Origin of the sequence: Streptomyces sp. AK08-02 (assembly GCF_033795085.1) — a bacterium.
GTDB classification, from domain to species: domain Bacteria; phylum Actinomycetota; class Actinomycetes; order Streptomycetales; family Streptomycetaceae; genus Streptomyces; species Streptomyces echiniscabiei.
On sequence record NZ_JARAZV010000011.1, the window covers coordinates 240,568 to 261,868 of the forward strand.

At 69.2% G+C, this 21,301-nt stretch carries 26 protein-coding genes; 22 read left to right on the forward strand and 4 right to left on the reverse strand.

Annotation, left to right across the window (positions count from 1 at the left end; genetic code table 11):
• Positions 1 to 143: 143 nt before the first annotated feature.
• A complete protein-coding gene (locus PV734_RS24045) occupies positions 144 to 746 on the reverse strand; it encodes a hypothetical protein (protein WP_319291731.1) in 603 nt (200 codons plus the stop codon).
• A 31-nt stretch (positions 747 to 777) separates the two neighbouring features.
• Entirely contained in the window at positions 778 to 2,280 is a 1,503-nt protein-coding gene (locus PV734_RS24050; RefSeq protein WP_319291734.1) for a NucA/NucB deoxyribonuclease domain-containing protein, read from the reverse strand.
• Between the two features lie 244 nt (positions 2,281 to 2,524).
• Here PV734_RS24050 and PV734_RS24055 point away from each other — a divergent pair, with 244 nt between their 5' ends.
• Complete coding sequence (locus tag PV734_RS24055; protein ID WP_319291737.1) at positions 2,525 to 3,061, forward strand: hypothetical protein; 537 nt, start codon at positions 2,525 to 2,527, stop codon at positions 3,059 to 3,061.
• An 88-nt stretch (positions 3,062 to 3,149) separates the two neighbouring features.
• Entirely contained in the window at positions 3,150 to 3,800 is a 651-nt protein-coding gene (locus PV734_RS24060; RefSeq protein ID WP_319291740.1) for a hypothetical protein, read from the forward strand.
• A gap of 66 nt (positions 3,801 to 3,866) precedes the next feature.
• On the opposite strand, the gene PV734_RS24065 is transcribed toward PV734_RS24060, so the two are convergent.
• A complete protein-coding gene (locus PV734_RS24065) occupies positions 3,867 to 4,358 on the reverse strand; it encodes a hypothetical protein (protein WP_319291743.1) in 492 nt (163 codons plus the stop codon).
• A 254-nt stretch (positions 4,359 to 4,612) separates the two neighbouring features.
• Here PV734_RS24065 and PV734_RS24070 point away from each other — a divergent pair, with 254 nt between their 5' ends.
• The 18 genes from PV734_RS24070 (at position 4,613) to PV734_RS24155 (ending at position 16,873) form a co-directional block, all read left to right on the forward strand.
• Positions 4,613 to 4,990, forward strand: a complete 378-nt coding sequence (locus tag PV734_RS24070) for a hypothetical protein (protein ID WP_319291746.1) — start codon at positions 4,613 to 4,615, stop codon at positions 4,988 to 4,990.
• Between the two features lie 83 nt (positions 4,991 to 5,073).
• Entirely contained in the window at positions 5,074 to 6,261 is a 1,188-nt protein-coding gene (gene bet / locus PV734_RS24075; protein ID WP_319291748.1) for a phage recombination protein Bet, read from the forward strand.
• A 58-nt stretch (positions 6,262 to 6,319) separates the two neighbouring features.
• Entirely contained in the window at positions 6,320 to 7,360 is a 1,041-nt protein-coding gene (locus PV734_RS24080; protein ID WP_319291749.1) for a PD-(D/E)XK nuclease family protein, read from the forward strand.
• 95 nt (positions 7,361 to 7,455) lie between these two features.
• Positions 7,456 to 8,316, forward strand: coding sequence for a helix-turn-helix domain-containing protein (locus PV734_RS24085; protein ID WP_319291751.1), 861 nt, complete (start codon positions 7,456 to 7,458; stop codon positions 8,314 to 8,316).
• A gap of 85 nt (positions 8,317 to 8,401) precedes the next feature.
• Positions 8,402 to 8,674 carry a hypothetical protein gene (locus tag PV734_RS24090; protein ID WP_319291753.1) on the forward strand — a complete coding sequence of 91 codons (273 nt, stop codon included), beginning with the start codon at positions 8,402 to 8,404 and terminating at the stop codon, positions 8,672 to 8,674.
• A gap of 99 nt (positions 8,675 to 8,773) precedes the next feature.
• Positions 8,774 to 9,073 (forward strand): hypothetical protein, encoded by a 300-nt coding sequence (locus PV734_RS24095; protein WP_319291756.1) that lies wholly within the window; start codon positions 8,774 to 8,776, stop codon positions 9,071 to 9,073.
• Positions 9,074 to 9,126: 53 nt separating this feature from the next.
• Entirely contained in the window at positions 9,127 to 9,861 is a 735-nt protein-coding gene (locus tag PV734_RS24100) for a hypothetical protein (RefSeq protein WP_319291759.1), read from the forward strand.
• A 95-nt stretch (positions 9,862 to 9,956) separates the two neighbouring features.
• Positions 9,957 to 10,640: a hypothetical protein gene (locus PV734_RS24105; RefSeq protein ID WP_319291762.1), complete on the forward strand. Its 684-nt coding sequence runs from the start codon at positions 9,957 to 9,959 to the stop codon at positions 10,638 to 10,640.
• A gap of 27 nt (positions 10,641 to 10,667) precedes the next feature.
• Positions 10,668 to 11,441 carry a hypothetical protein gene (locus PV734_RS24110; protein WP_319291765.1) on the forward strand — a complete coding sequence of 258 codons (774 nt, stop codon included), beginning with the start codon at positions 10,668 to 10,670 and terminating at the stop codon, positions 11,439 to 11,441.
• 20 nt (positions 11,442 to 11,461) lie between these two features.
• Positions 11,462 to 12,187, forward strand: coding sequence for a hypothetical protein (locus tag PV734_RS24115; protein WP_319291768.1), 726 nt, complete (start codon positions 11,462 to 11,464; stop codon positions 12,185 to 12,187).
• 8 nt (positions 12,188 to 12,195) lie between these two features.
• On the forward strand, positions 12,196 to 12,732 hold the full coding sequence (locus PV734_RS24120; protein WP_319291770.1) for a hypothetical protein: 537 nt from the start codon (positions 12,196 to 12,198) through the stop codon (positions 12,730 to 12,732).
• 78 nt (positions 12,733 to 12,810) lie between these two features.
• A complete protein-coding gene (locus tag PV734_RS24125; RefSeq protein WP_319291773.1) occupies positions 12,811 to 13,167 on the forward strand; it encodes a hypothetical protein in 357 nt (118 codons plus the stop codon).
• The gene (locus tag PV734_RS24130) at positions 13,164 to 13,559 is read left to right on the forward strand and encodes a hypothetical protein (RefSeq protein ID WP_319291775.1); all 396 of its coding nucleotides are present in this window, start codon (positions 13,164 to 13,166) and stop codon (positions 13,557 to 13,559) included. The genes PV734_RS24125 and PV734_RS24130 overlap by 4 nt, the downstream gene beginning before the upstream one ends.
• Before the next feature lie 83 nt (positions 13,560 to 13,642).
• Positions 13,643 to 14,278, forward strand: coding sequence for a hypothetical protein (locus tag PV734_RS24135; protein ID WP_319291778.1), 636 nt, complete (start codon positions 13,643 to 13,645; stop codon positions 14,276 to 14,278).
• A gap of 5 nt (positions 14,279 to 14,283) precedes the next feature.
• Positions 14,284 to 15,252, forward strand: a complete 969-nt coding sequence (locus tag PV734_RS24140) for an N-6 DNA methylase (RefSeq protein ID WP_319291781.1) — start codon at positions 14,284 to 14,286, stop codon at positions 15,250 to 15,252.
• Positions 15,249 to 15,953, forward strand: a complete 705-nt coding sequence (locus PV734_RS24145) for a hypothetical protein (protein WP_319291784.1) — start codon at positions 15,249 to 15,251, stop codon at positions 15,951 to 15,953. The genes PV734_RS24140 and PV734_RS24145 overlap by 4 nt, the downstream gene beginning before the upstream one ends.
• Positions 15,954 to 16,029: 76 nt before the next feature.
• Positions 16,030 to 16,512, forward strand: coding sequence for a hypothetical protein (locus tag PV734_RS24150; protein ID WP_319291787.1), 483 nt, complete (start codon positions 16,030 to 16,032; stop codon positions 16,510 to 16,512).
• 10 nt (positions 16,513 to 16,522) lie between these two features.
• Positions 16,523 to 16,873 (forward strand): hypothetical protein, encoded by a 351-nt coding sequence (locus PV734_RS24155; RefSeq protein WP_319291789.1) that lies wholly within the window; start codon positions 16,523 to 16,525, stop codon positions 16,871 to 16,873.
• 46 nt (positions 16,874 to 16,919) lie between these two features.
• Here the strand turns inward: PV734_RS24155 and PV734_RS24160 are convergent, their stop codons facing one another.
• A complete protein-coding gene (locus tag PV734_RS24160; protein ID WP_319291792.1) occupies positions 16,920 to 17,453 on the reverse strand; it encodes a hypothetical protein in 534 nt (177 codons plus the stop codon).
• A gap of 18 nt (positions 17,454 to 17,471) precedes the next feature.
• Between PV734_RS24160 and PV734_RS24165 the strand changes: the two genes are divergently transcribed.
• Together PV734_RS24165 and PV734_RS24170 are read left to right on the forward strand one after the other, a co-directional pair.
• Positions 17,472 to 17,855 carry a hypothetical protein gene (locus PV734_RS24165; protein ID WP_319291794.1) on the forward strand — a complete coding sequence of 128 codons (384 nt, stop codon included), beginning with the start codon at positions 17,472 to 17,474 and terminating at the stop codon, positions 17,853 to 17,855.
• A gap of 560 nt (positions 17,856 to 18,415) precedes the next feature.
• Positions 18,416 to 21,286, forward strand: coding sequence for a helix-turn-helix transcriptional regulator (locus tag PV734_RS24170; protein ID WP_319291797.1), 2,871 nt, complete (start codon positions 18,416 to 18,418; stop codon positions 21,284 to 21,286).
• Positions 21,287 to 21,301: the final 15 nt, after the last annotated feature.

The following is a 21,301-nucleotide window of genomic DNA, read 5'->3' on the forward strand; positions in this document are numbered from 1 at the left end:
CGGACGTGTGGAGCTCGGTGGTGCTGCACGGTAATGAGGGTGCGGTCGTTGAGAGCAGACCGGTGCAACACGCGTAGTGCGATAGCCCTTCGGTTGGGGCAGCCGTGTGAGGGGCCGCCCCAACCGAGGTGTGCGGTCGTGGGTCAGGAGTAGTTGCCGCGTTCGGCCCGGCGCAGGATGTCGCGTTCCCGGCCGGTCTGGGTGTCGAGTGAGTCCTCGTGGTCGATGACGATGGTGTCGTCGGCCGACTGGGCTCGTACCTGGGCTCCGTAGGCGTCGGTCGCCTGCACCAGGAGCGTCTCCTGGTGTGGGGCGGGCCAGCTCTGGATCAGGTAGGACTCCAGGACGTCATCCACCGTTGTCTCGTCGACGCCGCTGTCCCTGCCTCGAGCATGGACGCGCAGCCGGTATCGGCCCGGGCCCTGTGATGTCAGAGACGGCAGATCCGCGGGGTCGTCCATGAGGGGCGTCACCAGGACTTCCCCGGAGGGGGAGTGGCACGAGATCTCTGCGATCTCTTCCCAGTCCGGAGCGGGGTCGGGCCGCTGGGAGTGGGGTTCGACCGTGACTCGGACGTTGCCGGTGTGGATCCCGGTAGCCACCTCGATGGCGCCGTCGGCTGCGGACACGAGCCCGTTGTGGGTGGCGTCGAGGTCGTCGGCCACGGACCCTTGCGGGTCCGCGATCTGGAAGAGGTGGTACTGAGCAAGTACCAGGGCTGTTGTTGTACGGGCTGACTCATTCACGGGTCTTGTCTTCCGGTCTCATCCGCCTGGGCTACCTGATCCATACCAGGAACCGGTCCCCTTCGAGGACGCGGCTGTAGGTGTAGAAGCCGTTGAGTGCGCGGCCCGCATCGGTGTTCTGACGGGCGTTGACCATACGGCGGCTGTACGGACCGCCGCTGTACTTGGCACCCTGCCAGGTGCTTGCGAAAGGGTACTCGTCGCAGGACTTGCCCTGCGGGCGCGGAAGGCTCGACGGGCACGCCTTGTCCCGGTTCTGGGTGATCTTCGAGCGGTCCGTGAGCCGCGTCAGGTACTCCCCCGTACCGTACTTGCCCGGAAGTCCGGTGGCCTGGGCGTCCCCGATGTGGTCGGCGATCTCCGGCCACGGCCCCGTCCGGCTGTAGCTGATCACCGGCACAGCGCGAAGCTTTACGCAGCCCACCTGCCGGGGCGCACCGGGCAGGGCGTTGTCACAGCGCACCTCCACGGTGGACAGCTTCATGGCCTCCGTCGGCGCGACCCACTCAGGGTTGCTGAACCGCCAGGACGCGATGCTTCTGCCGGTTCCCCGCTGCTTGGCGGCAGCCGTGTTGATGGTGGTGTTCATGAAGAACTGCCCGTAGGGGTCGGCCCGCGAGGTGATCGCCTGCGACGGGAAGTCGCTGTCCGTGACCTTGCACTTGCCCGTGCAGTAGGCACTCCCGGACACCCTGGTACCGCCCACCGCCCGCCCCCAGCGGGACACCTCCAGCAGTTGCACCTGGTACGCCCACGTCTTCGAGTCGCGGGCCGTGAAGGAGTACCCGATGAAGAGGTATTTGATTCCGCCGACCTTCCGGCCCGTGCGCACGTCGACGGCGTTGACCTCACTGCGCCAGATTCCACAGCCGCGGAGGCGTTCTATGTACCACGTCGAGTCCACGCCCTCGGCGCGGCACCACTTCGGTTCCTTCCACGGCGAGCGCCCGGCTGCCGCGGCGGACGCGTCCGAGTCGACTGCCGGTGAAGACTCCGACGCGGAGTCTTCCGCTGTCTCCTGAGCCGAGGCTTCCTGCCCAGCCGCTCCGGCGTCTGGCACGGCGGCCAGGACGGCCGACTCACTGGCAGACGTGTCGTCAGGCGCGTCGCTTCGCGACAGCGCGGCCCGTTCCTCGGCACTGATCTCGCCCGCCGGTTCCAGAGGCGACACACAGGCCGTGTACTGCGCACCGGGAGTCTCGGCCGCAGCCTTCACCCGCTCGTTGCACACGGCCTCGGGACTTGCCTCCCGCGTGTCGGGGTCCTCGGTGGGTGCGGCGGCCGCCGGCTCGTTGACCGTGCCTGCGATGCCCAAGGCCATGTCCTCTGCCGAAGGCACGGCCTCCGGGTCGTCGTCGGCGGCTTCCGACACCAATGACGGTTCATCAGCGGCCGGATCGGCGGCGGCCACACCCGTGGTCACCGAGGTGTCCGGAGCCGTTCCGGGATCGTCCGCCGCCTGCGCGCCGCTGAGACAACTGCCCAGCAGCCCCAGCGTGACCGCCCCCGCGGCCAGCAGCATCCTCGGTCTCAAGCTCGGTATCGGTATCAAGTTGTACCCCCTGCGATCGGTCGTAACAGCGCGGACCTATCCCATTTGTGTGACGTGTCCACGCTGGGTCGAAAGGATCAAAGCACAGGGGACTGACAGTCGGCCTTCAGATATTGCTCTGCGCCAGCGAGTCCTGGCGCAGGGGAGGTCGCAGCTGGTGACGGACCCGGCTCGGGGTGTCCGAGCATCCGACCGAGTTGTCAGTGGCGGACGGTAGTTTCCGCGCATGGCTGACGCGTACACCACCCTGTGGACCAACGACCTGTGCAAGGCGCTCATTTCGGGCGGCTTCGAGGGGGAGCGGTTGGGCGTGCTCTTCGGCGGTCCGCACCAGTCGCTCCCCAGCTTCGAGCGGGCCGGAGTGAAAGCGGGCGACGCCGTCTACCCGATACGGGTCTTCCGCAAGCAGATGTGGGTGCTCGGGCGGCTGGAGGTCGGCCGGCTCCTGGAGTACGACACGGCGGGGGACCATCTCGCGATGGAGGACTATCTCCGGCTCGTCCACTGGAAACCGTTGAAGGCAGGCTGTGTCAGTGAGGTTCTGGTCGGACCTCCGGGTACGCCCCTCACCTTCGACAGGCCGGTTCCCGGTGAACTGCTCGGCCGGCTGACCTACCGGTCGCGGCGCGGCGAGCGGCAGATCAAGCACGTCGTGGACGGTGAACTGCTGAGGGCGGTCAGCGTGCACGGGATCTACCGACTCGCACCCGAGTCCGCTGAGGAACTGCGTGCCGTCCTCGATCACGAGGTCTCACAGTCGTAGCCGCTGCCGTCTCCGAGACGTCCGGGAGGCTGCAACTATGCTTGACACGTCAAGTCTGTTCTATGGATCGGCGAGCGCGGAGGCATCGGTGGCAGAGAAGCGGTTCCCCTACCTGCTGGGACACGGGGAGATCGCGTCCCTGTACGGGGTGGAGAGGCAGACCTCGCAGCTCTGGAAGACGCGCGGCGTGCTGGGCGACCCGGATGTCGTCATCTCCGGGAACCCGTACTGGCTCCTGCCGACCGTCCTCACCCTGGCGCAGGACGGTGCGCGTGAGGTCCTGGGCGAGCGGCTCAAGGACTACAAGTCCGGGATCGAGCGCGGTTACCTCGTGCAGGACGCCGGGGAGCTTCCGCACATCGTCGGCCTGAAGGAGATCCCCTGGATCTTCGGCAAGAAGTACATGGACGTCTACCAGTGGCGGGTGCGGGGGAGCTTCGTGCCGGAGGACGCGACCATCTCCGGATCGCCGCTGTGGCTGCTGGAGACGGTATTGAGCTACGCCGTTGGGCATGGTCGGACCATCGTGCCGGACGGTGTGAAGCGGATCGAGGCCGGCGAGCGCGAGCAGATCAAGCCCCGCGGCCGCAAACCCTCGGCCGAGCCGAAGCTCACCCCGCCGCCGCTGCCGGAGACGCGGACGTTCCGGGCGGGAGAGCACTCCGCGGAGGATGTCGCGGCGTTCGCGGAGGAACTGTTGGACGCCGGCATCTCGCTGTCTGTGCGGCCGAAGCGATAGCGGAGACATAAGCATGGTGTGGTGGTCCCGCTAGGCCCTCGGGACCACCACACCGCGCTGTGTGGACTACGCCGTGGCGCGGGCTTGCTGCCAGCGAGCGGCGTTGATCTTGTCGAGGCGGTAGAACGCCTCGGTCTGGAAGGTGGAGTCGGCGTCGGTGCCCCACTCCCACTTCATCGGCCAATTGCCGCGCTCGTAGTGCGCGTGCAGGTGCCGGGTGAACGCGGACAGGGCGCCCTTGATCTGGCCGCGGTCGAATTCGAGACGATCGACGAGGGCGGTGGTGCTGTACGAGCGCTCCGGCTCCGCGGCGAGCATGTCGAGCAGTGCCGCGACGCGCTGGACCGAAGGTAGGTTCGTCGTGATCAGAGACTTGAAGTCGTCAACGGTCCACTCGACCACGGGCCAGGTGCCATCCGGGTCGGCGCCCTGGGTGCCACCCGGCAACGGGTTGTTCATCGCGCCCTCCTTCAGATCGAGTTCGGCGAGCAGGGCGTAGACGCGTGTGACGTGCTGAGCGGGTACGGGCACGGAGATGAACTGCTGGTTCTGGGACACGGTTCCCCCCAACTTTGCGCAACAGACAGCCTGTTGGCATGGGCCAATCTGACAGACAGAGTCAGTGACTGTCTAGTGAATAGTGGACTCTGTATTCTTTTCGGCGACTTGGAGTGGTTGGTCAATGTGTGAGGCACGCCGAGGGGGCCGTGGCGGTGTGGGGGTGCCAATCCGGCTCCACGGCCTTAAGGTGTTTTTCAACATGTGTTGAGACGGTTGAGCAGTGCCTTCAGGGGTGGAGTGTGTACCGACAGGTGGAGCTCCCGCTGGAATTCGGGGAGCGGGAGCGTGACTGCGAAGTTGCTGAGTCAACGCTGGACGAACGGTTTGAAGACTTCCATGTCGAACATCCCTGGGTGTACGAGGCGCTGGAGCACCTCACGGTGCAGTGGGTTGCGGCTGGCGGCGGGCGGATCGGCGTCAAGGCGCTGTTCGAGCAACTGCGCTGGCTCTCGCCGGATCTCGCGAACGGCGTACCGATCCAGTTGAACAACAACTTCACCTCCCGCTATGCGCGCCTGCTCCGTGCGAGTCATCCGGAGTGGCGCGAGGTGTTCGAGCTGCGCCGCCTGCGTAGTGACGACCCCAAGGCGAGACGGTCAACACTTGACGGTGAGTGTCAAGTGAAATAGATTTATATCAGCTTCAATCTGTCATCAACTTATGTTGAGACGGTTGAGTGTCCGATAAGGGGAACGGAATGCTTGGAGGGGATGTGGCCGAAACTCCGGTCACCTGGCTCGCGATTCGCGAGGACCAGAAGGCGTTCGAGGACCAGCAGTTGCGCGCGCTGCGTGCGGCGTTTCCGGACCTGGTGGAAGCCAGTCCGGCGCAGTTAGGGATCTTCTTCCACTACTGCAAGGCGTCCGGGCTTGATCCGTTCGGCCGCCAGATCTACATGATCAAGCGCAAGTCCCGCGGGGAGATCCGCTGGACCATCCAGACGGGCATCGACGGGTACCGGCTCATCGCCCGCCGCGCCGCCGACCACGCCGGACAGCCCCTCGCGTACGAGGACTTCGTCTGGTACGACGCCGAGGGCGGCGAGCACACCGTATGGCTGCGCGACGAACCCCCGGCCGCGTGCCGGGCCGTTCTGTGGCGTGGTGACTCCCGCTTCCCGGCCGTCGCGCACTGGCGCGAGTACGCGCCGAAGGTCTGGGACTACGAGTCCCAGGAGTACAAGCTCGGCGGACTGTGGCCGCAGATGCCGGCCAGTCAGCTCAGCAAGGTCGCAGAAGCCCTCGCCCTGCGCCGCGCTTGCCCGGCCGACCTGTCCGGGCTGCACGTGGACGAGGAGATGCACGCCGCGGATGCGGCCGAGTCCCGGGACCGTGTCCAGACCGCCGCAGCCCGGCTGCGTACCCCTGGCGAGAAGCCGCCCGCCCAGCAGTCGGAGACGTCGGCCGCCTCGGAGTCCGCCGTCGTGGACGCCGAAGTCGTCGAATCCGCCGCCACAGCGGAGAAGCAGGACCAGCACGGCGGGCAGGCACAGGACCAGCACGGCGGGCAGGCAGAGGAAGCCGGGACCGGCGTATCCGCCGTACCCGTCGATCCGCAGGGCACGGTGGAAGAGGCGCGCGGCACCGTCCGCGACGCAGCGAAGCGACTCGGCATCGGCTTCGACGCGGTCAACGAACGCTGCTTCGACAACTTCGGCATCTCCTTCCAGGACGCCAGTCCTGATCAACTTCAGGAACTCGTCGAGTCGCTCACCGCGGACAGCGAACCCGCGGAAACGACGGGGGCTGTCACGCCCGGCGGACGCCGGTCTGCGGCCTCCGCCCGTACGCGCACACCCGCGAAGAAGACCGCGGCGAAGAAGACCACCGCGAAGAAAGCGACCGCCCGTACGCCGTCACGCACCAAGTCGGCCGGCAGCACCGCCAGCACCGTGAAGTAGCCGCCCGCCGCCCCGTCCGCCGCCCCGCCGGGGCGGCCCACCAGAGTGCGAGAACACCATGTCCATCGCCCCCGGCACGATCACCGTCCCCGACCTGTGGAAAGGCGCCCACCGCGACGACCGCGCCCGGCCCCGCTCCCGACAACGACTCCTCGGCCCGTCCTCAATCGGTCTGTGCAGACGCCGCGCCGCCTACGAAGTACACGGCACCTGGCCGACCGACCTCGACGACAACATGCACGCCGCCATCCTCGGCACCTGGCTCCACGAGGGCATCCTCCGGGTGCTCGCCGAGCAGTACGGCGCCCACACCGAGCTTGAGCTCACCAACGGCGTCATCCTCGGCCACGCCGACGCCTACTGGGCCCCTGACGGGGACACCCCCGGCGTCGTCGAGGACGTCAAGACCAAGTCCACCCGCGCCCTGGACCTCGTCGTACGGCAAGGCCCCAGCCGGCACGAGTGGTTCCAAGTCCACCTGTACGCCCACCTGTTGCGCACCGGCGGGCTGGCGGAACACCCCGACCTGCCCACGGGCCGGCCCCTGCCCGTCGACGCGGTCCGGCTGCGCTACGTCGGCCGTGAGTACGGACAGGTCGTCGTCCACCAGCGCATGTACGACGAGGACATCACGAAGCAGGCACTCGCCTGGGCCGAAGACGTCCTCGAGAGCACCGAGCCGGAGGCCATGCCGCGCGACCTCGACGGACCCGGCCTGTCGATCATCTGCGACAACTGCCCCTTCAAGAGCGCCTGTTGGAACCTCGACCAGCTCACCGACGACCGCGCCCCGCAGACCATCCTCGCCGAGGACACCGACGGCATCACCGAGGCCCTGCGCGCCTACGCGGACGCCGCCGAGATCGAGAGCGCCGCGAAGAAGCGCAAGGCCAAGGCCCGCAAGACGCTGGACGCGGCCGATGCCGGCACGTACGGCGACCTCAAGCTCTCCTGGTCCGGAGGCAACCCCCGCCCGCCCGAGCCAGACCCCGCCGCGATGATCCGCATCCTCGAGGGCCTCAGCCTCGACATCCCCATGAAGCCCGGCGGCCGTACCTCGCGCACCATCGGCGTCTCGCGCATCCCCGAGCCGACCTGACCCACCTCGCCCGTCACCGGGGCCCGCGTCTGCTGGCCCCGGTGTTCGGCGATCTCGCACGCCGCTTCAGCGCCATCGTACGGAAAGGAACAGAGTTGAGCATCGAGGCCGTGGCCTGGGCGTTCAAGCAGAAGATCCCCAACCCGGGTGCGAAACTCGTCCTATTGGCACTCTGCGACTACGCGGACGAAGCCTGGTCCTGCTTCCCCGGGCAGGAGACCCTCGCGGTCAAGACCAGCCAGGGCGAGCGCACCGTACGACGACACCTGGACTGGTTGGAGCGGCACGGCTTCATCGTCAGCCGCGCCCGCTTCACAGAAGGGCGCCGCACCAGCAACCGCTACACGATCCACAGCCCCCGCCCCACGGCACCTCCGCCTGCCGTCGCCCCGCCGACTCCGCCGGCACCCGAAGCGCCGGCGGACGACGACACCCCCTCCGACGCCTCGGAACCTGACGACTCGGAACCAGCTGAAAAGCAGACAGAGCAGGCGGCCAACATGGCCACCGGTCAGATTGACCACCGGCCAGATGCGACAGAGGAACCGGCCAATCTGGCCGGGGAACCGTCAGATAACCACCAGAGAAACAACCCCCTACCCCCGGCGGACGGCGACGGCCGCAGCGGGACCGGTGACACCGGGGGAGCGGGCGCCGAGAACGACGCCGGCGTGAGGAGCGAGGGCTGCGCTGCCCACCCGGACACTCCCGCTGCGAACTGCCGTGGCTGCGGCACCAGTTCGCGCAGCCGCCAGGAAGCCGCGGCTGCCCAGGAGAAGCAGGCGAAGGCCGACCGCGCCCGCGACAGTGACCGTCAGTGGTTCGAGCAGCAGCGTGCGCGCCGCGACCAGGTTGCGCGCCAGGAAGCCCAGGGGGCTCTCGAAGGCCCACGCAGGGCCGTCCGGGATGCCCTTCGGAGTGGCCGTGACCGCGGGAGTCCTCCGCCATCGAAATAAAGAACACTTGACGGTGGGTAATCGCGAATGATAAAATGATATCAGATCAATTGAAAAACACCCTCAACTTCGGAGGTTCCGACCGGTGTTCACCTTTCTCACCCCCGCCCAACGTGAGGCCCTGAGTGCCAACCTCGCCGCACGTGGCGTCACCGAAGCCCAGTTCGAGCAGGCGCAAACGCTCGCCAAGGAAATGGGTGAGCGGTTGGCTCACGCGTACGGCGACGTCCTCGGTCGCCCCGTCGAGCCGCTCGACTTCGTGCGCGACGTCCTCGGTGTCGAGGGTGCCGGCCGGCTGCTGGTGTGCGCGATGCGCGAGGTCACCGGCCGCCCGGATCTGTACGGCGACGCGCTCTGACCTGCGCGTACTTCTTCTCGCCTCCGACATGTGTGGAGGCAATGCAATAACTCCCCGGTGTGTTCCGGGCGAGGTCACGACCAGAGTGCGAGGAGCACGATGAACATCACCCGCATAGCCGCGATAGTCGTCGCTGCCCATGTCCTCGGCGCACCCATCAAGCGCCAGGAGACCGGTGGCCGCACCGTCCGGGTGCTGAGCCTGCGCGGGCAGCGGTTCGGCCAGGTCTGCGACTTCACCCTCGACGACGGCCACCGCCGATGGCGGCTGGAGACGGTCACCGACAACCACGGTGTCGACATGGTGGGCCGAACCCTCGGCAAACGCCTGTCCGCCCGCCTCGACGTCCTGCACGCCCAGGCCACCGAGCACTTCACCCAGCGCTCCACCCCCGAATAGCCCACCCCTGCCGCGCCCCGGCCGGGGCGCGGCGTCCACAGAGGGAGAGAGAAGTGGACGAGTCCACACGCGAACAGCTCCTGTACGCGGAGGCAGCCAAACACGGTGTCAGCCCCGCCCAGATCCACCGCGCCGTCAGCATCATCGCCGCCGTGCAGCGCCGCGACCGCGAGGACTTCCGCACCAGCTTCGGCGCGGAGCTGACCCCCGACCGGTGGCTCGCCGGCTACGGGGTCGCGGGCTTCGAGGACCTGTGCGCCAAGGCCGCCCAGCAGGCCGGGCTCGGCGACAACGGCGGTCTGGTCATGCGGACCGTTTCCGCCATCGCCCCCGCTCCCGAACTGCGCGAGGACGACCGGCCCCTTCAGTTCTGGGCGCGCCCCCTGGGCGATCCGGCCGAGGCGGGGTTCACGGCCTACCGGGTCACCTACGACGACCCCAAGGCGGAGATCAGCACCGGCTTCGACTGGTCCGGCGCGCTCCTGCGCACCACACTCCGCGCCGCCATCGTCAGCAGCCCCGGCGCCGCCAGCCTGGAGGAGACCACCGGCGTCATCGTCTTCACCCACGACGACCTGCCCGGCGCCTACATCGCCCGCCCCGCCCCCAAGCGCGCGCGGCCCGTCTGCGTCCGGTGCGCCCAGTGGGAGGGCGAGCACACCCTTCACGAACGCTTCGGCGCCTGCCCGCAGTTCACCAACACCGCGGCTGACCTGCCGCCCGCCGTGCCCACGCCCACGCCCGTGCCCACGCCCACGCCCGTGCTCGTGCCCGTGCCCGTGCCGTAGAGCGTCCGAGCCTCCGTCCGGGGCCGCGCCAGTGCGAGCGCGGCCCGGCCTCGGACGGAACCCACCACCACCGTCGTACAGAAGGAGTACAACCCGTGCCACCAACCCCCTGGCGCGTAGGCGGCGCCCAACGCCAAGGCCCCCGCGAGGTCCAAGCCGACGCCTTCGTCGTCGGCGGCGACCGGGCCACCGGCCGCATCGCCGCCTGCGTCACCGACGGCATCGGCGACACCACCGAGGCAGCAGAAGCCGCCCAACTCGCCGCCGACGCGGCCGCCCGCGCGACGCTCACCGCCACCCCTGAGGCTGGCTGCGCCGCCGCCCGCGAGAGCCTCGCCGCCAGCGACAACCTGGCGGACGCATCGATCGTCATCGCCCTGTTCGACCCCGACCACAGCCGCATCGCGATCACCTGGGCCGGACTCTGCCGCGCCTACGCGCTCACCGAAGACGGCCAACTCCAGCGCGCCACCTACGACCACTCCCTCGGCGAACGCATCCGGCGCCAGACCACCCAGCGCGGCCCACTGGCGCTCTACGACCGAGAGATCACCCGCACCGTCGCCCGCCACGAGTTCGTCACCACGTCCCTGCCCGCCCACACCATCCGCAGCGTGCTGCTGTGCAGCGACGGGGTCAGCCGACTCCTCGACGACCACGCGATCCTGCACGGCCTCACAGTGTCCGACCCCGACGACGCCGCGCAGTTCCTCGTCGCCTCTGCCGGCGTCAACGGATCCGACAACGCCACCGCCCTCGTACTCCACCACCAGTCCTGACCATCGATCCCCAAGGAGCCAACACCCGTGACAGAGCAGCCACTTCGCCCCACCCAGGAACCCCTGAACGACCTCGCCGTCACCTACATCCAGTCGGCCGAGTCGCTCTACCTCGCCATCCACGACGACATCGCCGCCCGTGTCCGCGCCGCCCACCCCGACGCCCAGCACCTCGAGGTCAGCGAAGACGCCGACGGCGACGTCGAGCTGCACGGCATCTGGAGCGCCCCGGTGCCCGGACTCGGCACCGGCCGCCTCCTGCGCGCCCCCGACTCCACCGCCGTGCAGGACGGCCCGCTGGACCTGGACGAACTCGTCGAAGACCTCGAACGCGTCCTGGTCGGCCCGTACCTCTATCGGTGGGGACTGGCCGAGCCGCACCCAGACCACCAGCACCGCGACCGCCGCTGGATCACTCTCCCGCCCGCCGACCGCGCCGCCCACATCGCGGGCATCGTCCGCCGCTACGTCCCCGACGCCGTATCCCTGATCTGCCTCTTCGACGCGAGCCACGCGCGCATCGCCGTCGGCTTCGAGGAGGTCATCCGCGCCGACGGCGAGCGAGTCACCGTTCCGTGCCCCCGCTGCTTGCCGGACACGGCCGACAGCCTGTGGCCGCACGACATCTCCCACCAACTCGCCGCAGTCCTCGGCCAGCTCTACACCCTCCCGCACCTGCGCAGCCGCCACCTCACCCCGTGTGTGGACCTTGAGTCCGAGCACGGCGAACCGCTGTGGCTCCTCCCCTTCCCGTCCCCCGAACCCGCCCCGAGCCCCCTCCCGACGCCCGTGGCCCCGTAATCAAGAAGGACACCACCTCGATGACCGACAACAGCACACCGACAGCGGTCGCCGCGACCCTGCACCACCGCAACGCGGCCGTCACAGCCTTCAACAAAGTCCAGGCCCAGTACGAGATCGCCATCCTCGACCACGTAAGCGCCCGCATCCGTGCGGCGTTCCCGGACACCACACACCTCACGTTCGTCCACTACTCCCGCTCGCGACACCTCGACCTGCAGGCGTTCTTCGCCACCGGCCCCGACGGCACCCAGCGGCAGATCCTCGACGCCACGACCAATACGCCCTCCCTTGACCTCGACGAACTCACCGACGACCTGGCCGAGGCACTCGGCGGCCTCAATTCCGCCGCCTGGAGCGCCGTACGCCCCGAATCGCCCGGTGAAGGGCAGCGGGTCCTCGACCTTCCGCCGTACGACCGAGCGGCCCGCATCGCCGAACTCGCCCGCGCCCACCATCCCCAAGCGATCCTGCTCACCGTCGACTTCACCAACGACCCGGCCCAGATCCTGGACCTCGCCGGCGCGGACATCGCGCAGTTCGGCGACTCCCTCACCGAGACCGTCCAGGCGCTGCCACACAGGCCGCTGTGGCCCGCCGAGACCGAACGGCAGATCGCTGTGCTCGCCGCGCAGATCCGGGCTCTCCCGCATCTGTGCGCCCAGCACCTGCTGCCCATCGACACCCCGGAAGGCCGCAGGGCGATCCTCGCTCTCCCGACGCCGACCCAGAACGGAATGTCATGAACCTGACTATGAGCATCGAAGGGTTGCGCGTGCCCGCCGTACCCGCCCAGCATGTCCAGGCCATCGCCTCCAACGTGCTTAAGACATGGCCCCTGACGGTCGGTCTGACGATCGAGTACGTCGCCTTCAACGAGCAGGGCCAGCACGGCGCGGTCACCTTCGCCGTCGTCCGTGCCAAGGACCCCTGGCCCCACCCGGTCCTCATCCGCTGCGACGGCTACGGCCAGCTCACCCGCGGCTGCGAACACCCCCGCCCCGACGGCCGGCCCTGTTGGCACCCGGCCGCCTCCCACCTCTCCCTGCGCGACCCCGGCCTGTGCCCCCAGCACCTGCCGCCCCTCGCCACCGGCGACTGGGTCCGCCACCCCGACCAACCCGTGTACGGACGCGTCACCCGCACCGAACCGGACGGCGCCGTCGCCATCGACTTCGGAGGCGGCGAGATCACCCTCCACGCAACCCAAGTCCCGCGCGTCCCCGCGCACATCGCCGCCGAACTCGACCGCGGCCCCCTCTCCACCGGCGTGCACCTTGCCGACGACTGACCGCCCACCGTGCCGCGTGCGAGGCGGCCACCCGGCGGACCCGACCACACCACCACACTGCGGAAAGAGAGCCGCCCCATGGGCAGTTACGCCGTGATCACCCTCCCCTTCACCAGAGCCGTGTACGTCCACGAGCTCCGCCCCGGCGACGTGTTCACCTTCCCCGACGCCCCGACCACGCCACTCGCGGTCACAGCCGTCAGCAGGACGAACGTCTCCTCCGAACTCGCCCTCCTGCACGTCTCCACCCCCGGGACCCGGCTGCACCTCCCGGCCAACACCCAGGTGCGCCCCCGCCGCATGCTCCGCACCGTCACGCTGCCCTGCCTGCTGTGCAAGCAGCCCGAGGACATCAACCTGGACCTCCCGCAGGACGGCGAGCCCCTGTCCTTCGTCTGCGGCCGGCACACGCCCGACCCCGAGGTGAAGCCGTGACCCTCACCTACCTCAGCGCAGTCCAACTGCTCCGCCGCGCAGACGAGTACAAGGCCCGCGACCTGTACGCCGACGTCATCGGAGCCCTCGAACAGCACTGCACCGACGTCGGCGTGGACTGGTGCGGCAACGAGCTGAACATCACCATCCAGCTCACCAGCGACGGAGAGCAGTACGTCGCCATCGCCGGCCGCCACTCCCTCCCCTGGCACGACGACCGCAGCGAGCTCGGCGGCTGGAAGGCCGTCCACATCGACAACACCTACGGCACAGCCAAGGTCATCTACGACACCACCACCCCCGAAGGCGACCCACCGGGCGATCTCGCCCTCGCACCGCTCGCCGAGGAAGTCGGTGCGTACGTGACCGGCTGGCACGCCGAACACGGCTGACCACCCACCGCACACCACCGGGGCCGCGCTCGTCCGGCCGGCCCCGGCCCCACCCATGCCCCAACGCCCGAAAGGCACCCCTCGTGCTCAGCTTCACCGCCGGCAGCGGACCGGCCATCGAGGCCGAAGAGTTCGCCGACTTCGACACCGGTCAGGCCGTCTACCGCATCACCGGCATCGGCGCCTTCACCCTCGGCTGGAACCCCGACTGGCACCCCGACGCCGACCACCCGCCCACCGAAGAGATCCTCCAAGTCGCCTACGGCACAGGCCCAGCCGGCTTCGACATGGCCGAAGCCCCCGTCCTCTTCGGCGTCACGCTCGCCGAAAGCGAGTGCTTCACCCGCCGAACCGTCGACACCGGCCAGCTACGGCTGCGCCCGTACCGTCTCCTCGTCACGGCACCCGTCCGCGCCCCCAAGGGAACCGCCCGACGGGCCACCGAAATCATCGACGCGCTCCTTCGACACTGGCTCGCCCAGCCCTGGACACCGGAACTGCGCCGAGCTCACGAGCACCACTGCGTGCCCCGCTCCCTGAGCCGGTACGCCGGACTGATCGCCGAGTACGACCAACGCATGGAGCGCCTGCGTCGCGACCACGCGTACTACATCGCCCGCGCTGACCGGGCCACGGAAATCCTCCAAGCCGGCCCAATCCCGGTGCCATCGAGCGCACCACCGCACCCGTTCGCCACCACCGAGTCCGACGGGAGGTGATCGCGATGGTCCAGTTCGACCTCTTCGGCGAGGTGGAGGCGAAGCTCGAAACCCGCGCCGAACAGCGCAAAGAGGAAGCCGCGAAGCCCCGCCCCACCCATCGCCGCAGGAAGTACGCGGCGCCCCGCGATCCCCACCAGCACGCCCACAAGATCGCCGAGAACGTGATGGACGCCTGGTACAGCCACTACGGCGGCAGCCGCATGGACGTCCCGCTCGGCACCGTCGCTGCCCTGACCTTCTTCCGCGAACCCCTCGCTGGCGACTGGCTCCTCACCCTCCAACCCCCGGATTTCCCACCGCTGTTGCGCGAGATCTGGGGCGTCCAGTGGTACCACCGCCCCGACCTCATCGAATGCGCGCGTCCCCTGCACGACTGGATCGAGGAAGACCCCCACGACCAGCAACTCCGCGCCGTCCAGGCCGTCGTCCACACCGCGGTGAACACCGGACTCCTCGACCTCACCGGCCACGACGACCCGTACGTGCGAACCGGAGCCGACATCCTCAGCCCGCTCCTCACCGGCCTGCGGCACAAGAGCGACAAGAAGTGGCGCGGCGAGTACCACACCCCACCCTGCGTCTCGGACCTGATGGCGAACATCCTCCTCGACGCCGACCACGGGCTGAAGATCCGGGAGCCGGCCATCGGCAGCGGTGGCATGTTCCGCTCTGTCGCCCACCTCCTCCACGAACGCAACCGCAACCCCCACGACTACACGTGGATCGGCAACGACATCGACCGCCTCTCCGCAGCCTGCGCCGCCGTCAACGCCATCTACTGGGACCTCGGCCCCCAAGTCGCCATCTGGTGCGGCAACACCTTCGAGGAGAACGCCCTCACCAAGGCCCTCGCCGAACGCACCGCGGTCATCGAGCACCGCAACGCCGTCGTCGAACGGGCGAGGTTCGAGCACAGGACGCGACGAATCCTCCACGCCTTCGACCAACTCCTCGAGGGAGCAGCCGCATGACCTCCATCGACTCCACCACCAACAAGCGGCAACGCCTGTTCCCCGCCGACTTCGCACCGTTCATCACAGCGATCCTCGAAGTCCTCGGCGACGGCTGGACCCTCGACGACGACCAACCCACCGGCCTCACCGCCTTCCTCACCCACACCGACGGCCGCCGTATCGGCATCAGACACCTCTGGCGCGGAGAAGCCGTCCAGACCTGGGCCATCGACGTCCCGCGACGCGAGTTCACCGACGACAACGACGCCGCCTCCTACACCGACAGCCTCGAACACCTCACCCCCGGCATCCGCTACAACACCGGCGTCGCCTTCACCACCAACCCACCCGCCAAGGACACCGCGGCCACCATCCGAGCCCGGCTGCTGCCCGCCTTCGAAGGCGAACGCCCACCCCTGCGCGCCTTCCCACGCAAACGCGCCCGCCCCGCAGCCAAGAAGACCACCACGGGCACGAGCACGAAGACGAAGGCGACGAGGACGACGAAGGCGGCCAAGCCGAAACCCGAGCCTCGTGGGAACCCGCCGGCCAAGGCAACCGCGGCCAAGACTCCCAGCGCACGCAGCACGAAGCCGCAACCCACCGCGAAGAAGACAGCGGCACCCGCCAAGCCCCGCCGCACCACACCCACCCCCACCAAGACGGCGAAACCACGCCCCGCGAAGGCACAGCAGACCAAGCCCACCAGCACCAACTGACCGCACAGCCCCCGGGTACAGGGCGCACCAACACGGCCCTGTACCCCCCCACATGTAGGGAAGACGCACAACTGCCATGACACAATTCGACCTCTTCGGCGAACACCAAGCCGCCCACCGCCGAACCTCCGCCCGCGAGAAGCAAGCAGCAGCGCGCGCCGCCCGCCGCGCCGCATTCCGGGAATCCCTGAAGATCGACTGCTGCACAGGCGAACCCATCCCGCGCAGCGAAAACGGCTGCGAGCAGTACCGCTGCGGACGATGCGGAGCACTCGCCTTCGCCGGCACCTTCGCCTTCAACCACGACTGCGGCTGGGGCGGCTGCTACGCCGACACCGAACCCACCCGCGGCACCGGCCAGACCATTCACGAAGCCGGCCTCTCCGCCCACCGGCACGATAACCAGCACCACCCACACTGCGCCCGCCCCGGCTGCGGCCACGCCCGCGGCATCCACCAGGGCGTCCCGCACCCCTCCGTCCCCGAAGACTCCAGCTGCTACGAGTACTGCGGCTGCCGCGGCTACCTCGCCCCCACCACTCCCGCCCCCACCACCTGAGGAGCCCGACATGCCCACCACCAACGACCCGTACGCCGCCATCAAAGCCCTGCGCGACAAGACCATCCCCGGCCCCTGGGGCGTCATCAAGGCCAACTACGACGAGGACAACGTCACCTTCCTCATCGTCGACAGCGACGACTCCCGCGTCGCAGCCGTCGAGATCGCCCACGAAGGAGACGCCGAAGCAGTCCAAGGCGCCGAAGCCGACGCCCACTTCATCGCCGACTCCCGCACCTGGATGGACCTCCTCCTCCAGGAAGTCGAAACCCTCCGCGAGGAACTGCACCAAGCGACCAGGCAACGCGGCCTACGAGCACTGCTCACCCGCCTGCGCACCAAGAAGGCGGACGCCCGGTGACCGCGACGCGATCCACTGATGGTTCCGATCACGCCCCGCCGGATACCTACGCTGTCCGCCAGCGTGGTGCCTCGACGTCGGGGATGTTCGGAGAGGCGAAATGAAACGGCACCTCGAGGCAGTCGGCCAGGGCCTGGCCCGCCTTGGCTGCAGCGGTGCCTGGCGGTGGGCCGCCACGGCGGTGGTAGACGGTCGCCAGGTGGCCTTCCCCCGCCGGGGCGTCCAGGACCGCAACCAACAGGACAAACCAGTCGTGGACGGTGTCGCCGTCCCAGAGTGCCTCGACCGCTGCCACCCGGCCAGGGAAGGCCGAAGCACGGGTCTTGAGCGAGGGGAGGTCGAGCGGGTCGGGCGGCCTGTGTTGCACGAGGTCGCCAAGGGCCTCGTAGCGAGCGTGGACCACCTGCTCGGCCTCTGCCAGACCCAACTCCAGCGGGCGCAGGGCTTCCCACACGGCCTTGATCGCCATCATCCGGCGGTCACGCAGCACGTTCGCGTCGACCTCCCGACGAGTCTGCTCCTCCAGGTGGGCCCACCAGCCGCTCACGGGGTCGCCAGCCGGGATCTCACGGCGTGTCATGGAACCGAACGTACGTCAGTGCGCGCCGAACGACCAGAAGACGCACACCTTCGTCGCCGCCACCCCGACCAGGCCCGAAAAGCCCTCATTCGCTGGTACGCCGAGCGCACCCAAGATTGGCTGAATATGAACGGCCCGGAAATCATCCAGTACAAGGGCAAACCGGATTTCGGCCTTCGAGCGTCAACGCGCCTCACGAACGCCCTCGTGGCCTACAAGCCCCGCCAGGAACTCGTACTCTCCTGGGCCGCCGCCCAGCTGGCCCGCAGTAGTCTCCACACGCTCGTCGCTGACGCCCTAGGCCGCGCGGTCACCGGTGACCTCGATCAACTCCGCCGGGCGTACCGCCACCTCTGGTTCGGCGACATCCGCCCCGTGGAGAGGCCAATTGGGGCAGACTGATACGCGCAGGCTTCCGGGGACACAGAAGTACGCAGCGTCCGAGTGGCAGTGTGTAGGTCCCGAGAACCGTGCCACGCCCGACAGCTGCGGCTTCCTCGGGATCCCTTCCCCGCAGGTCATCGCCCCCGGTTCCATGCGGGACCATCGGGGACGCTCCGGGGACAACGGGGCTCACGGGGACACCCCGGGGACGGAGTGTTCGAGAGCGACCGGGAGTGACGGGGACCGACAGGGAACCCGAGGGCTGGAATAGCAGCAGGTCAGCGGTCCGCCGAGGGTTCGGATCCTCAAAGCCGCAGGTGAGCCCCATGATCGGGTTCGATACCTGTTACTGCTCGTAATGCGTAGGTCTCGGGTTCGAATCCCGAAGGCGGCTCCGAGAAACCCCAGGACTCACTCGCCGTGACCTGGGGTTTCTTTGTTTTCTTGACCTTGGGATGTGTGTGCTGAGGGCTTCTTGAGGCTGTGCGTGGACCGAGGTGATCGGCTCGGCCGTCTGCCGAAGGCGCGTGAGCGTCGATACGATCGACTGGTCGCGGACGGAAAGAGTCGACGCCAGCATGACTGACGAAGCGAGAGGGAAGCCCGTCGGCGGACTACCCGGCCGGGCGCGAGAAGTCGCGATCCTGCGCTCGGTGCTGGCGGGCGAGAGTGACACCTGGTGCGTCGCGGTCACCGGCGAACCGGGGATCGGCAAGAGCCGGCTGCTGACGGAGCTCGGGAAGCTCGCGGACACAGCAGGATGGACGGTCCGCAGCGGGCGCGCGGCGGAGTTCGAGTCCCGCATCCCGTTCGGTGTGTTCGTCAACGCGCTCGACGACCAGCTCGCCGAGCTGGGCCCGGAGCGTCTGGCCGCCCTCGGACAACAGCAGCTCGCACTTCTCGCGACCATGTTTCCGGCGCTTCCCGCCTCCGGTCCCACCGACCTGGTCGACGCGGAGCGGTACCGGCTGCACCGGGCGGTGCGGGCGTTGCTGGAGCTGCTCGCCGAGCCGTCCGGGCTGGTGCTCGTCTTCGACGATCTGCACTGGGCGGACGAGGGTTCGGTCGAGTTGCTCGACCACCTACTGCGCCACCCGCCCCAGGCGCGGCTGGTCCTGGCACTGGCGGGCAGGCCCCGGCAGACGTCGCTGCGGCTGTGGCACGCGTTGTCCCGCGCCGCGACCGACGGGGTGGCCGAGCTGCTGGAACTCGCGCCGCTGAGCCAGGCCGATGCCGGCCGCCTCATGCCGGAAAGGCTGGGCCGTTCCCGGCGGGAAGAGCTTTACCAGGCCAGTGGCGGAAACCCGTTCTACCTGGAAGCCCTGGTGCGGGCCGGTGAGCGGGGGATACCTGTCGGTGACGCGGCGCTCCACCCCGACGGGGCGATCCCGGTGGCGGTCCGCGCGGTGCTCGCCGCCGAGCTGGCCGCGTTGACCCCGCAGGAGCGAGTCGTCGCGCACGCCGCCGCGGTCGTGGGCGACGACTTCGAGGCCGATTCGCTCGCTGAAACGGCCGCAATGGACCCAGGTTCCGTGCTCGCCGTGCTCGACCGGCTCGCCGAGCGTGACCTGGTGCGGCTCGACGGCGCGACCGGCCGGTTCCGGTACCGGCATCCGCTGGTGCGCAGCATCGCCTACCAGGACGCCGGTCCCGGCTGGCGGCTTCAGGCACACGGCCGGGCCGCGTCGGCACTCCGGAGCCGGGGCGCGCCGCCGGCCGAGTTCGCCCGGCACGTGGAGCGATCCGCCGTCCGCGGTGACCTCGACGCGGTCGCGGCGCTCACCGAGGCGGCCGAGGCGACGATGCACACCACGCCGATGACCGCCGGGCACTTCCTGCGGGCGGCCATCCGGCTGCTTCCCGACTCGGAGACGGCCACGCCACAGCGCCTGATCCTGCTCGGCCGACTGGCACAGGCACTCGGAGCCACGGGCGACCTGCGGCAGGCCAGGGAGACCATGTACGAGGTGCTGCGGCTCCTGCCCGCCGAACTCACCCAGATCCGGGCACAGACAGCGCGGGCCTGTGCGACGGTGGAGCAGATTCTCGGGCACTACACCGAGGCCAGGGCGATGCTGCACAGCGAGTGGAAACGCGTCGAAGGCGTGGACGCCCGCTCGGCGGCCGTCCTGCTCGTCGCGCTCGTCGCCGGTGAGAGTGTCGAGCGCGAGCACGGACAGGACCGGGTGGCCGAGGCGATCGCCGCCGCGCGGGAAGTCGGGGATCCGATGCTGCTGGCGACGGCGTTGTCGGCCGCGACGCTCATCGACCGGCAGACGGACCGGCTGGACGAGGCGGCCGCACTCCTGGACGCGCTGCCCGACAGCGACCTGGTCTGTGACATCGACGCGGCGTTCTGGCTCAGCTGGTCGGAGATCTCCGCCGACCGCCTCACGGCGGCGAGCCGGCACGTGAGCCGTGGCCTGCGACTGGCCCGCGAGAGCAGACAGTCCCACAAGATCGCACTGCTGACCGCGATCCGCGGCATGGTGCATGCATACCTCGGTGAGCTGGCGGCGGCGACGACCTGCTTCGACGACAGCCTGGAGTCGGCGGAACTCACCGGCAGCGAGGAACTGCGCGTCATGGCGTTGACCTTCGGGTGCTGGATCACCACCTGGCGCGGCGACCTTGCCGAGGCGATCCGCCTGGGCAAGGAGGCTGTCGTCGCCGACGACCAGGCGACGGCCATGAGTTCCTGGCGCAGTGGCCAGGCCGAGGCGATGCTGGCGCAGGCGATGCTGCACTCGGGTGATCCGCACGCCTGCACAGACCTGCTGCTCACCCATGGCGGTGGGGCCGAGCTGCCCGCGGTGGGTGTCCGTACCAGGCCATTGGTGTACCTGATGCTCACGGAGGCGGAGGTCGCGGCCGGTCGGATCGCCGCGGCCACGGCATGGGCGGACCGGGCGGAGGTCGCGGCCGGCCGGCTCGATCTTCCGCTGCGTACCGCCATGGCACAGCAGGCTCGCGCGATCGCCACGCTGCCGAGGGATCCGGCGGCGGCCGCACCGCTCGCTGTCGCCGCCGCGGACACGTTCGGTCGGATCGGGGTGGCCGTGGAGGCCGGGCGGGCGCACTTGCTCGCCGCGACGGCGTTCGGCGGCAGCGGGGCGATCGACCAGGCCCGCGCACACCTCATGTCCGCCCGCGCGTTGTTCACCCGGTGTGACGCGCGACTGTTCCTGCCGCAGGTCGCGCGCGAGGAGCGGCGCCTGAATGCGCGCGGCCCCCGGCCCGAGAGCGGCGTCGAGCGGTTCGATCTGACCGCCCGTGAGGCCGAGATAGCCAACCTGGCCTCGGACGGCCTGACCAACCGGGACATCGGCCTCCGGCTGAACCTGAGTCCCAAGACCGTCGAAGTCCATCTGGGCCGGGTCTACACAAAGGTCGGCGTCTCCGGTCGTACCGCTCTGGCCGGAGTGTGGGCCGCCGCGGCGCGTGGTTGAGGCCTCCACGGCGGC